Raw genomic sequence first — 13,393 nt, 5'->3', positions numbered from 1 at the left:
CACAATTTCGACTAAGTCTGTTATGATTACAATATATAGATGGAAGTTAGAAATCAGTGTAAAGTGAGGATGTATAAAATGAAATGTCTACAATTTTCTATCCCTCCACTACCTACATTAATCACAGTAGGACATGCATTTTGGAAACCTGGCATGCAGCATGTTCAACGATCATTTAATGTATTTGACATGATTTTTGTCAGAAAAGGTGCTTTATATATGACGGAAGAAAATAAGGAATATGAAATAAAAGAAAATTGTATGCTTGTGGTTGAATCAGGAAAGTTGCACTGGGGACATGAAAGTTGTAAAGAAGAAACGGAGATTTTTTGGGTTCATTTTAAACATACGAACCCCCTTCACGTTGAAAGGGATGATATATCCTGGAGCTATATATACCCAAACGGGACTGATGCAGATCTTGAACCGTTGAAGCAGTATATGTATATACCGAAATTTGCTCAACTAGACTTAAGACTTGTTTTTCCGATATTAGAAAGAATGATAAGTGTTCACCGGCACTTTACACAAGGGAACGCAATAGAAATCCACTCCTTATTAGCTGATTTATTTGTTCAATTACAGTCTCTTCTTCAGCTCAAAGATTCATCTCGCTCCAAAACATTGGCTGAATCGATTACTTCTTATTTATATAGGAGATTCAATGAACCTTTTGACTCCAAAAAATTAGAAAAGGAATTCCATTTTCATTATGACTATTTGTCTCGTTGTTTAAAAAAACATACAGGTATGACTCCTGTTCAGTATTTACATCATATTCAACTAGGTGAAGCCAAATTATTATTAGAGCATACAGCACTGTCTATTCAAGATATCAGCGAGGCAGTAGGACAATCAAACTATAACTATTTTGTACGTTTATTTACCAAAAAAGTAGGGATATCTCCAAGTAAATACCGCTCAATTAGCAGAAGGAGTTACTTAAAATAACTATTTTTTAAGACAGAAGCATATTTATCATTAAAGTGAAAGTTAACTCCCCACATAGGCAGGTATTTATAAATGAGAAAATATAAAATTCCTGGGAGGAGAATTACGTATAATTCCCAATCAAATGAGTAGTTAATTTTTTATCCAAATGCGTTACTAAATTAACAACAAATAGTAGGATAATCATTTAAATTGATTATCTATTTATCCTTGAACCCTCATACTTTGCGGATGTCTGGAGTACTTATCCCTTTTTGGAGAGTGCCCCGTTTCATAAAAATAATGGCCCATTTATAAAGAAAAGTGGCCCATTTCTCCTAAATAGTGGCCCCTTTTCTTGAAATAGTGCCCCCTTTATTTCTTATCAGCGCCTCAACAGAATGTGGAAGGAGTCAAGCCATCTCGGAACGTTGTAATGTTAAGGCAACATATACATTTTCAAATAAACGTTCATCCATAATAAATAGACCTTTTTACATAAAACATTCATTCCTTGTGACATTGTGAGGGAAGCAGTGTTTCCCTGATAATCGCTTAATTTTTGAAACAATTTCACGAGCGGACCAATGAGAAAAGCAGAAATAACAGTTCCTTCTCCTATTCCATAAATGGTTCCAAATCCTGCAAATGAAATGATGGCAGCAAGTAATACTAAGCCAATATCAAATAAAACTTTTACTCTGCTAAACTTTTTCTTTGTTTTCATCGAAATGACTTTCACAATACCTTCTGCCGGATTATGGACAACTTGGACCTTCAATTGCAAAACAATGCTAATTGCAATAACCGCACAACCGATAAGGACCATCAACAATTGTACAAAATAATACGGTTTCGAAATAAAGGAAATGAGAAAATACCAGAAATCTATAGATAGACCTAAAACAACGCCAACCAGCAATTGCATGTATTGTGCTTTTGGAAAGTCCTTCCCCATAAGTATCATTTGAATGAAAATATAAAGAATGTTGAACAACATCGTTAACATCCCAAAACTAATCGGAAAAAGCAGACTAAGCACATACGCAGGAACTGTAATAGCCGTCGTTCCAAGTTCAGCAAATGTGACTAGACTGATCCCTAATCCCATGGTAAAAATACTCAACAAAAACAAGCCATACGCTTTTATATGTTTTTGATTCAAAATTATCCCCACTTTTTTTCTGTATATTAGTATAGTTGGAAAGGTAACTTTATAATGATTACCTCCTTCAGTTATGATACGGCTTTTTTGGTTAAGTATCTTATTAATGAAAGAATTAAATTCTTAATTTCAGAAGTAGAAAATGAAGTCAAAGAAGAAGGTGCTTTAACAATTTTTTCGAAGGACAGACATAATGATTCTTGAATGTAAAGAGTCAGACGCATGTCCCCCACATCAACAAATCCACTGACTAATAGCACACACCATACGATCAATCACTAAAATCCATACCTGATTCCCCCATTACATTGACCCTACACATATAATAAGCAACCTTTCATGCCTGATTACGAACCTAAGCTCGTCTAGAATCCTCTCGAAATTTGTCAGCCTAATGCGTGGCACACCAGGAAAGTAACAGAACTCTTAATTCGACGTATTTTTCAGATATTCTGCTAATAGGCGATCGGATTCTGCTGCTTTTCTTTGTTTTTCTTCTTGCGTGAGTTCTGGCTGTTTTTGCGTTTTTTCTTTTCGATATTTGGTATACCAATCTGGTACAATGTTTTTCTTTGACGAGCGTTGTTGGCTGTTTTTCTTTTTGGACGAAAATTTTTTCTCAAATTGTCTAGCAGCTTCCAGGGTTCTTACACCAGCATTCTTCCAGTTTAACAACACGCTTTCGATATACTTCACCCCTTTTGCTTCTCGTTTAGCGGCTACTTTCATCGCTGCAAGTAATAAATCATAACCAAATTCGTCATACCACTGTGTCAATAATTCATGATTAAACGGAGATTCTGTGATTCCTTTTTGTAAATTATTGCGATAAAAATGCATGACTTCACGAAACAGTTCGTCATTATTATTATATATTTCTTTATTGTCTGTAATCTTTAATGTCTTTAAATATGTCTTTACGGACGCTGGATCCTTTGCGATGATTGGGTTTTGGCGATTTTGCGGTAAGTGTTTTACGAAGGTGAAGGTTCGTGTTTTACTGACCTTTTTTCGTGTATTGGTCAGTATTTTACGAACCTTGATATTTGTTGGTGTTCGTAATTCACGAACTTTCTTTTCATGATTAACGGTGGTTTGCCTTTGATTTTTGCGCTTAATATTCATATAAATTAATTGATCAAATGGTTCTGATTTCCATTTCGTATTAGGTGTGATTTGCCAGTGGAGATAATCTTTATTGATCGAAAATACCATAGATTCCTTATCCCAATCTAAAACAGCACAATCCGTTAAAAATTCTAATTCTTTTCGGGCATCTTGTTTATGTAAACCTGCTAGTTCAAATGTTTGAAGGGTTGGAATCACACAATCCTTTTGTCCTGTGCCATAAGATAGGCGCCAAATAAATAAAATGATATTCAACTGTCGCTTCGAAAAATTTCGTCGTAAAATCTCATTCCATAAATCATTTGCAATACGAATGTAACCTTTTTCTATTTTCGGATTTGCCATTAGGATCACCTCAGATTTTTTTAAGAAAGCTTATTTCTCATGTTAAATAAAAAAACGCAGCCTGCACTTCTGCGTATGTAAGGTACATCCTTAGAAAATCGAAAAAACCCTAATGAAAATGCGATTTTTATTAATGAAAATACATTTTTCATGCACTTTCAGAAACGTATCGGTGGAATTTTGGATATAATACGGAAAGCGACAGGGACCTAAAACCTCCCACCTTTTTGCGTCACAATTTAGTGTTTTCGCGCCACTTTTTTTGCTTTTCGAGCCACAATCTTCCGGTTTCGCGCCACAAATCAAGTGATTCGAGCCACTATTTAGCTTTTTGCGCCACTTCCAATTCTGGCAGTATATTGTACTTCGCACCTAAAAATTTTTACTACACCGAGTAACTTCCTGCTAAAATGTTATATTTTCCTATCGTGCAAAGCAAAAAGGGACGCAGAGCTTGTCCCTGCGTCCCCAAGTTATAAATAATACACAACAAATGCCACCCGATTAACAAAAAAAGCGTACATATTTATTCCATTTTAATAGGCTGAATTTCTTAACTATAGTAGGCTGGCAACATCATTCTTTCACCCAAAGTTATCAAGCAATGTACGCGCCTCATCCGTTGACTCTGTGTTCATCAATTGATTTCTTAATTCACTCGCCCCGCGAAAACCACGGACATAGATCTTGAAAAAACGACGCAGAGGCTTGAATGAACGTGCTTCATGCTGTGTGTAATGGTCAAAAAGATCAAGATGCAATCGTAAAAGATCCAGCAATTCCTTACTGCTAGGGTCTCTTGGCTGCTTGTCAAAGGCGAATGGATTTTTAAAAATTCCGCGCCCAATCATCACCCCATCCACACCGTATTTGTGCACGAGTTCCAAGCCTGTTTGACGATCCGGAATATCCCCATTGATCGTGAGAAGGGTATCTGGTGCCACCTCATCACGAAGTTTCTTAATCTCCGGAATCAGTTCCCAATGCGCATCTACTTTGCTCATTTCCTTTTTGGTACGCAGATGAATAGAAAGATTAACGATGTCTTGTTTCAATAAATGTGTAAGCCAGTCGCGCCATTCCTCTACATCCGTGTAACCAAGTCTTGTCTTCACACTGACAGGCAATCCTCCCGCTTTTGCTGCTTGGATGATCTCTGCTGCTACATCTGGACGACGGATTAGCCCGCAGCCCTTCCCTTTTGTTGCAACATTTTGTGCAGGACAGCCCATATTGATATCCACACCGCGAAACCCTTCTTTCGCCATGCCAATACTCATTTGTCGGAAAAATTCGGGTTTATCGCCCCAGATATGTGCCACCATCGGTTGTTCATCTTCTGTAAAAGTCAAACGGCCACGAACACTTTGGTGCCCGTTCGGATGACAATAACTTTCCGTATTGGTAAACTCTGTAAAAAACACATCAGGTCTAGCTGCCGCACTTACTACATGGCGAAAAATAACATTCGTCACATCTTCCATTGGTGCCAGTATAAAAAACGGTCGTGGTAAATCACGCCAAAAATTATCGATCATATTGTTCAAATCCTCTCATTATCGGGGCATCAGGATAAGACCCCAAAAATAAGAAGCAAAGATATCTCTGCTTCTTATACACTTATACCATGCTTAAGTACGTTTAACAACCTTCTTTATCGTTTCAATATCTACCAATCAAGTTCCTTCATCAAAAAATACCTTCTATTAATTCTACACCTTCTCCTCTTTTCACCATTGCTTTATAACGCTTTTGAATTCCTCTAGATGTCAAAATGCGAAAAGTTTCATATTTGCGGGAAATGACAGGCTTCCAAAATAAAATATTATTCCATCAATAAATTTGGTAAAAAGGTAACAAGCTGAGGAACATAAGTAATCAATAATAAAATCACAATCATCGAAATAAAATACGGCATTATTGCTTTAATCGCTTTTGTTACAGAAATATTGGCAATACTACATGAGACAAATAGTACGACACCAACAGGTGGTGTAAATAAGCCAATTGCTAAGTTAATGATCATCATCACACCAAAGTGTACTGGGTCAATCCCGATTTGGGTAACGATAGGTAACAAAATAGGAGTGAATATAATAACTGCCGGACTTAAGTCTAAAAAGAACCCAATACATAAAAGCAAAATATTTAATAAAATTAATATTAAAATCTTATTATCCGTTATAGATAGTATAAAATCCCCTATCATCTGTGGGATTCCTTCTATTGCAAAAAGATAACCTAACGCTGAAGCTGTAGATATCATTAAAGCAACCATACCTGTTGTTATTCCTACATCAACTATGATTCCCGGAATATCTTTAAATTTTAGCTCTTTATAATAAAAAACTCCTAATAAAAATGAGTATAGTACAGCGACACCAGCTGCTTCCGTCGCAGTGAATATTCCCGAAATAATTCCACCGATAATTATAATAATAGTCATTAGTGATGGAATGCTACGCAATAAAACTTTGATAGAATCCTTTACGGGCAAGCGTTCTTCCACTGGATAATCGCGTTTTTTTGCAATGAAATAGGTGACTGTACATAGTGCAATAGCGACTAGTAATCCTGGAACAATTCCACCGATAAATAGTTGTCCAATGGAAACACCAGCAGAAACACCGAAAATAACCATTGGAATACTAGGAGGAATCATTACACCAATTGTAGATGAGGTAGCCGTAACAGCTACACTAAAGTCTTTTTCATACCCTCTTTTTGTCATAGCTGGAATTAAAATGGATCCTACAGATGAAGAATCGGATGCAGCAGAACCTGTAATACCTGCAAAAATCATACTACTTACTATATTTACATAGGCTAACCCTCCACGTAAAAATCCAACCAACGCCCTCGAAAGTACAATTAAATCTTTGGTGATACCACCAAGAGCCATTAATCTTCCTGTTAAAATAAACAATGGAATAGCGATTAAAGTGAAACTATCAATTCCTGCAAACATTCGTTGTGCCATGACAATTAATGATAGATTTTCAGATAACGCTATACCAGCTAAAACAGCCAAGCCCGTACTAATGGCTATCGGTACATTTATGCATAGTAAAATGATTAAAACAATAAAGGCAGTAAAGGCAATCATTTTTTATCCCTTCTTTCATTTTTATGTAAACTCTTAGCGTTCTTAAATATATTGGTATTAAACCTTTTTATCTTGCTCAGATGTATTTTGAAAAATTTTAACAAGACTAAACAAACTATAAATCAAAATTAAAAGCCCTGTAACTGGAATTGCTGAATAAAAATAAGACATCGGCCATCTCATTACCGGTGACTTTTGAATGTTTCCAATCTCCACTAATTTCAAGCCGTTTATGAAAAGAATCACACCAAACAAAATAATAAACATTTGGATGATTGTATCGAGCATTTTTTTATTCCTACCCGTAAATTTTTGATAAAGAATTTCAATCCCAAGATGCATCTTTCTTTTTAATGTAATGACACTACCTAAAAAACCAAACCAAATAAACAAAAATCGAGCCAATTCCTCTGTCCATGACAATGGATGCGGGAGAATAAATCGACCTGCTATTTGTAGTAAGATCGTTATAACTAAGCTTATTCCTAAAATTTTTACGATGTTTCCAAGTATTAATTCGTATAAAACATAAATAAAAGCTTTCATGGTGGTCACTCCTTTAAAGTTTTTATTGTTAAATTAACACAAGGCTGAACCTATTTCAGCCTTGTATTAATAAACAACTATTTTAAAAATGCATCAAATAGATCCTGACCGATTTGTTCTTTATATTCATCATGGACTGGTTTTACGGCTTCGATAAAAGCAGATTTATCATCAATTTTGTTTATTTTCATGCCTTTTTCTTTTAGCTTCTCAACAGATTCGTCTATTTGTCTTTTTTCTTCTTCAATAGCATAATCTGCGGCTTTCTGGCTTGCATCCAGCACCGTTTGTCTTAAATCTTCAGGCAATTTATCCAAAAACTGTGAGCTCATCGCAATCACATTTGGTGTAAGGAAGTGTTCCGTAAAAGAAATATAATCTGTTACTTCATATTCTTTTTCGGTTAATACAAGTGCAACACTATTTTCTGCTGCATCAACAACACCTGTTTGAAGTGCCATATAACGCTCATCCGCAGCAATCGGTGTAGGTTTTGCGCCTAAGAGATTCATTGCTTCAATCATAGCTGGAGACTCCATAACACGAATTTTTAGTCCCTTAAAATCTTCTACTGTTTCAATCGGTCCTTTGGAGCTATAGACATTACGAGCACCTCGAACCATCCAACCGGTAATTTGAATGCCTGTTTCGTCTTCTAGTACATCGCTTAATTGATTACCAACTTCACCATTTACAACTTCCGTCATATGATCCATGTTCTTTGCGATATATGGCATACTAAAGATCATAAATTTATCATGAATTCCTGAAAGTACAGACGTGCTAAGCTCTGCAGCCTGAATAGACCCTATTTGTAGTGCATCAATATAATCAGAATGTCCACCTAACTGGCCACTGTGTAAAACATCAACTTGAATTTGTCCATCCGTTTCTTCTTCTACGATCTTTTTAAATTCTAAAAACGCCATTGTATTTGAATCCTTTGGAGTACTTGGTGTAGCCATTTTAATCGTATACGTTTCGCCATTATCCGATTGCTTATTTTGCTCATTTTCATCGGCGTTCTGTTCATTTTGTGAATCACTATCATTTTTATTAGATGTATCATCAGAATTTCCTGCTGCGTTAGATCCACAAGCTGTTGCGACAATCATTAATAAACCTAAGATCATAAAGATAAATAATTTTTTTCTATTAAACATTTATTTTCCCCTCCATAAATATTAGTAGAAGTTCTAAAAACTGTGCTTTACGAACCAAAAAGCGTTTCCAAAATACCTATTCTATTATTAATTCAAATCTTCAGGGACTCTATTTATATCAGGAGCAGTAAATTGATCCAATTCATCCGTACTTTTTGTAGAAAATTCTGATACAACCGCCCCCTCTTCTCCTGCCTGAAACCAATGAGGAGTATTTGGCGGGATCGTATATTGTTCTCCCGGTTTCAATATAACCTCATTCCAGATTGTATAGTAATCTTCTCTACCTTTTGGAACAATAGCTTTAGGATTTTCTGTTTTTGGTCCCGGAAGATATAAGTACACTGTACCATAACGGCACCGAAATGTTTCTTCTTTACCTGGCAACTCCCCAATTGGCGGATGCCAGTGCTGCGGACATGTTTGTTTTGGTAATAACACTAGCTCTTTTGCACAATGACGTTCAGTATTAACATAAACAATCAGTTGCAAACCAATTTCTCGAATTCTACCTAATCCAAAATCAGCAACTTCAAAGTTATCCATTTCATCTTTTCTAAGTACAACTCCTGTTTTTGAAAGATAACTTATTGCTTCATCACGAGTTTGAGTAAACTCTTTTCTTGTTATCATGTTTTACCTCCTTTTTTCGTTGAAGTTAATTTGTATTTTAAAGAAAGCGTATACAAAAATCTATATCGAAAATACATTTACTCTTATCTAAAATTCAGCCTATACAAATTGTTTTATTTTAAAAATGCATATGGATAATGGTTTTAATCACTTTATTAGGGCATATTCAAGTGAACTACTTATTAACTCATATTTAAATATAAGTCTTATCTATTATTTAATAATGATCTTTATATAAACCGAATTAAAAGCGTTTATTATTACGGAATATTATATAGATTCGCTTGGGAAATCAACGTTACATTTATAACTGTAACGATACTTTTAAAAATGATTATATGAATTTTCGACAAATCAAAGTGTATTTCAGTCATAGAAGTTTTTAAAAAATTCACTTACACTACTAACAAGTTGGTAACGATACCATCCAACTATTAACCAATAATTGAAGAACTGGAGGGATTTATATATGGTACGAAAAATGATGGTTCCATCTATGGAACTGGTTGACCATGATGGACCGGGAACACAGTTATGTGCTGTAATGGAAAATCCAGGGGAAATTGATGTTAAATATGCCAAAATTCCTGAGCCTAAGCCAGAAGAGGTTAGAATTAAAGTAAGATGGGTTGGGATTTGTGGTAGTGACGTAGAAGTTTATCGTGGTGAACGTGATCCTGAATTTATATCTTATCCTACTCGACTTGGACATGAGGTTGCTGGAGTTATTGATAAAGTTGGAGAGAATGTAATTGGATTAAAAGAAGGGGATCATGTTGCTTTACGATATGTATGGGGGGCATTTGCTGAATATGTTTGCTGTAATCCGTTCTCAGTAAAGGCTCTTCCAAAAGAATTTCCTCTAATTGAAGGTTCCTTAGTGGAAGTTCTACCAGCACTAGTTTCTGCAGCTGAACTAGGGGATATTTCGCCAAACAAAACTGTCCTGATAATGGGGCAAGGGGTAAGTGGACTTGCATTGACACAAGTGCTCAGCCTATATAGTCCTCGTAATCTAGTTGTGACAGATTTATTTGACGAAAAGTTAGAACTAGCCAAAAAGTATGGTGCAACGCATACTTATAAGTTACCTTCAAAGGATGCAAATACAATGGACATTGTAGGAAAGGATTTCCCAGATGGTTTTGATGTTGTTTATCCCTGCTTACTTGAAGGTGATGGAATGGTCGACGCCATTGACTCAGCCGCACAAAATGGACGTATTGTAATGTATGGTTGTATTGGCACTTGTCATAAACCCGTTGATTTCTTTAAAGTCCATAAGAAACGTTTAGAAATTCTATCTACAGAGCCGAAGCGTGATATTGACAATCGTAAATACTTTGACCAAGGTTTACAACTTGTATTAGATGGCCTTGTAAATACTAAAGAAACTATTACACATATCTATCCATTAAGTCGTGTAAATGAAGCTTTTAAAACACGTAATAGTCATAAAGGCGATACCATTCACGTTATGATTGATTGCGAACCAGATAGCAGCAGTGAAAAGGATTCGAATAAAAATGAATAAGCAACATGATTGCTTTTATTGTATCAAAAACCAACAATTACATGACCTAATGATAGAAGTATACTCAAATGATATTTCAACCTTATATTTAAATAAGGATCAAACACATAAGGGAAGATGTATAGTTGCTTTAAATGAACATAAAAATGAACTTTTCGAGCTATCAGATGATGAGCTTAAACAATTTATGAAAAGTATTTCGAATGCTGCGCGAGCAATAAAAGAAATATTTCATGCAGATAAAATTAATTATGCTATTTATGGTGACTTAGTTTCCCATTTACACTTTCATCTTGTGCCAAAATATAAAGGTAAAAAAGAATGGGGAGAGGCTTTTATTAATAGTCCAGAATTCAAGGTGAAAGAAAAGGAAGAAATTATGAAAGAACGCGTATACAAGTTGAGAAATTATTATGAGAAAATGACTAACGGATCGAAATAGCTTACTTTTATTTTAAAAGCTCTTATGTCTATTCATAAGAGCTTTTAAAATCTAATGCTATTCATTATATTGCTACAACACTGGTGGTTGCTTTTCTAAATAAGAAAGGAAGTCTTGTTCAAGAACTATGTCTTTACCTATTACACTTCTTGATTGCTCTCTATATTCTGTTGGAGAAACACCTTCTACACTTTTGAATAATCTTGAAAAATATGGAGCTGTAAGACCAACTAGATCAGCAATTTCACTGATTGTATAATTTGTAAATTCAAGGTGTTCTTTTGATTTCTCAACTCGTAACTGTTGTAAAAAATTCATAGGTGTTGTTCCTAATTTTTTTCTGAACAATTCTATTAAATAATGAGGATGAAAGTTAAAATGATTCGCAATATCCTCCAAGCTAATTTTGGATTGAAGATGCTCATTTAGATATTCAATAATTGGAAAATCAGAATGAATTTCTTGATTAACTAAGGGAGTTTTTCCATCGTTGTCTTCTTTCATCATGGAATTACCCTGTAAATAAGAAAGAAAAAAAGCTTTAAACTCAACCTCAATTCTATATAAAAGAATTGGATCTGGGTATCGCAAATGATCAATGGAAAGCTTAAAGACTTCTTTTACATTATTTAATAAGCTGCCTACTAGATAAGGTTCAGATACATCTATTTCATATACAAGTGATTCTAATTTTTCAGAAAGTATTTGGAATTTAAAATCTATAGTTGTTGAATCTTTTGTAAAATGGAAACTATGATGTACTCCCTTAGGAATAAAATACAAACATTTAGATAGAATCGAATATTCTTTGTTTCCAATATTGATAGAACCTTCACCATCTATAATTACAATTAATTGAAAAAAATCTTCATGGGTATGTGTATTAACGCCACTATTTTCTCGGTAATCTATCCGTGAAATCCATAATGTACGAAGGTGACTGTCTCTTAATTGTTCAACCATTTTTTTCCCCACTTTCATTATTAATTATCATTTTATCACTGTTTCTATGATTTATCATGGAAAAATTTAAGGAGGTTGTGTCATGGAAAAAAGGCGACTTGGAAACTCAAACTTAATGGTTAGTGTTTTAGGTATGGGATGTTGGCAATATGGCGGTGGAACATATTGGGGAGATCAAAGTCAAAATGATGTCAATACAATTGTTGGTGAAGCGCTTGATCTTGGCATAAATTACTTTGATACAGCAGAAGTATATAATAATGGCGAGAGTGAAAAATCTCTAGGTATTGCTTTAAAAAACAAAAGAGAACAAGCTATTATAGGAACTAAATTTAATCCTGCTCAGGCTTATCCATCTTCTATTAAGAAAGCATGTGAAAATAGTTTAAAAAGATTACAAACCGATTATATTGACCTTTATATGTTACATTGGCCCATTCATTCACATTCTATTCGTCATTTTACTGACGATGAAGAGATTATAAATACCTCTCCTAATATTCAATTAGCTTTTGAAACATTAAATCAATTAAGGAAGGAAGGGAAAATTAGATATATAGGTATTAGTAATCACGGTATAAATCAAATGCAAGAAGTCCGGTCAACCAATATTCCTTTCTTATGCAATGAACTTCCTTATAACCTTTTTTCTAGAGGAATTGAAAAGGATATTTTACCAAATTGTGAAGAAAATAATGTAGGTGTAATTGGTTACATGCCGTTACAGCAAGGATTATTAACGGGAAAATATAAAAATTTAGATGAAGTAAAACCTATGCAAGCAAGGTCAAGACATTTCCATTATCTACGTGGTGAAGGGACTAGACATAGGGAGAAAGGAGCTGAAGAAGAAATAACACGAGCTCTTCCTGAAATACAAGACATTGCAAATGAATTGGGTGTTCATATTATTGAATTGGCATTGGCGTGGACTATATCAGATCAAAGAATCTCCACAGTAGTTGCCGGTTCACGTACAAAAAAACATTTAGACCTCAATGTTCAAGCTGCTTATTTAAAATTGGATGATAAAATAATTCAACGCTTAAATGAAATAACAAAACCTATTTTAGACAAATTAGGCTCAAATCCAGATTATTATGAAACTCGAGTAAATAGTAGAATCTTTTAATTCCAATAAATTATTTAACAAACATAGGTGTAATTCTTCAGTGCTGATTTCAACAATTCCCACTCAAAAACAAGACTCAGGATAAAAGTTAACCACTAACTTTGTCTTGAGTTTTTTGTTTTTTTAAAAGAGCTAGCCGCACGCTCCACAACACCAATCCACCAAAAGCAGAACCCCCACCCCATACGATCAACCACTAAAATCCATATCCGATTCCCTCATCACATACAGCAATCTTATAGAAGGAAACATCATCTGATAATTGCTCTAGACCAAAAGCGTGCGCGTATTATTCTTCTTATGTAA

General features: G+C 34.7%; 12 protein-coding genes and 1 pseudogene. 4 read left to right on the top strand and 9 right to left on the bottom strand.

Features of this window, described 5'->3' with window-relative positions:
* The first annotated feature begins 78 nt into the window (after positions 1 to 78).
* A complete protein-coding gene (locus GHD00_RS10865; RefSeq protein WP_163538187.1) occupies positions 79 to 951 on the top strand; it encodes a helix-turn-helix transcriptional regulator in 873 nt (290 codons plus the stop codon).
* Between the two features lie 26 nt (positions 952 to 977).
* Here the strand turns inward: GHD00_RS10865 and GHD00_RS21460 are convergent.
* The 8 genes and pseudogenes from GHD00_RS21460 to GHD00_RS10830 form a co-directional block, all read right to left on the bottom strand.
* Positions 978 to 1,088: pseudogene (locus GHD00_RS21460) on the bottom strand (hypothetical protein); the annotation flags it as partial.
* A 281-nt stretch (positions 1,089 to 1,369) separates the two neighbouring features.
* Entirely contained in the window at positions 1,370 to 2,095 is a 726-nt protein-coding gene (locus GHD00_RS10860; RefSeq protein ID WP_205600745.1) for a YczE/YyaS/YitT family protein, read from the bottom strand.
* A 426-nt stretch (positions 2,096 to 2,521) separates the two neighbouring features.
* Positions 2,522 to 3,568 carry a replication protein gene (locus GHD00_RS10855; RefSeq protein ID WP_163538186.1) on the bottom strand — a complete coding sequence of 349 codons (1,047 nt, stop codon included), beginning with the start codon at positions 3,566 to 3,568 and terminating at the stop codon, positions 2,522 to 2,524.
* A gap of 584 nt (positions 3,569 to 4,152) precedes the next feature.
* Positions 4,153 to 5,106: a tRNA dihydrouridine synthase gene (locus GHD00_RS10850; protein WP_163538185.1), complete on the bottom strand. Its 954-nt coding sequence runs from the start codon at positions 5,104 to 5,106 to the stop codon at positions 4,153 to 4,155.
* Between the two features lie 287 nt (positions 5,107 to 5,393).
* Complete coding sequence (locus GHD00_RS10845; protein WP_163538184.1) at positions 5,394 to 6,674, bottom strand: TRAP transporter large permease; 1,281 nt, start codon at positions 6,672 to 6,674, stop codon at positions 5,394 to 5,396.
* 57 nt (positions 6,675 to 6,731) lie between these two features.
* Complete coding sequence (locus GHD00_RS10840) at positions 6,732 to 7,220, bottom strand: TRAP transporter small permease (protein WP_163538183.1); 489 nt, start codon at positions 7,218 to 7,220, stop codon at positions 6,732 to 6,734.
* A 77-nt stretch (positions 7,221 to 7,297) separates the two neighbouring features.
* Positions 7,298 to 8,383 (bottom strand): TRAP transporter substrate-binding protein, encoded by a 1,086-nt coding sequence (locus GHD00_RS10835; RefSeq protein WP_163538182.1) that lies wholly within the window; start codon positions 8,381 to 8,383, stop codon positions 7,298 to 7,300.
* Between the two features lie 87 nt (positions 8,384 to 8,470).
* Positions 8,471 to 9,016, bottom strand: coding sequence for a D-lyxose/D-mannose family sugar isomerase (locus GHD00_RS10830; RefSeq protein WP_205600744.1), 546 nt, complete (start codon positions 9,014 to 9,016; stop codon positions 8,471 to 8,473).
* A gap of 469 nt (positions 9,017 to 9,485) precedes the next feature.
* Here GHD00_RS10830 and GHD00_RS10825 point away from each other — a divergent pair, with 469 nt between their 5' ends.
* Together GHD00_RS10825 and GHD00_RS10820 are read left to right on the top strand one after the other, a co-directional pair.
* Positions 9,486 to 10,550 (top strand): zinc-dependent alcohol dehydrogenase, encoded by a 1,065-nt coding sequence (locus tag GHD00_RS10825; protein WP_163538181.1) that lies wholly within the window; start codon positions 9,486 to 9,488, stop codon positions 10,548 to 10,550.
* Positions 10,543 to 10,992: an HIT family protein gene (locus GHD00_RS10820; RefSeq protein ID WP_163538180.1), complete on the top strand. Its 450-nt coding sequence runs from the start codon at positions 10,543 to 10,545 to the stop codon at positions 10,990 to 10,992. Before GHD00_RS10825 ends, GHD00_RS10820 begins: the two co-directional genes overlap by 8 nt.
* A 72-nt stretch (positions 10,993 to 11,064) precedes the next feature.
* Here GHD00_RS10820 and GHD00_RS10815 read toward each other — a convergent pair whose 3' ends face one another.
* Positions 11,065 to 11,955, bottom strand: a complete 891-nt coding sequence (locus GHD00_RS10815; protein WP_163538179.1) for an AraC family transcriptional regulator — start codon at positions 11,953 to 11,955, stop codon at positions 11,065 to 11,067.
* Positions 11,956 to 12,037: 82 nt separating this feature from the next.
* Between GHD00_RS10815 and GHD00_RS10810 the strand changes: the two genes are divergently transcribed.
* On the top strand, positions 12,038 to 13,087 hold the full coding sequence (locus tag GHD00_RS10810) for an aldo/keto reductase (RefSeq protein ID WP_163538178.1): 1,050 nt from the start codon (positions 12,038 to 12,040) through the stop codon (positions 13,085 to 13,087).
* Positions 13,088 to 13,393: the final 306 nt, after the last annotated feature.

It is taken from the genome of Gracilibacillus sp. YIM 98692, assembly GCF_010993965.1.
Taxonomy (GTDB): domain Bacteria; phylum Bacillota; class Bacilli; order Bacillales; family Amphibacillaceae; genus Gracilibacillus.
Note: the sequence above shows the minus strand (reverse complement) of the source record. Positions and strands in the feature narration are given on the sequence as shown.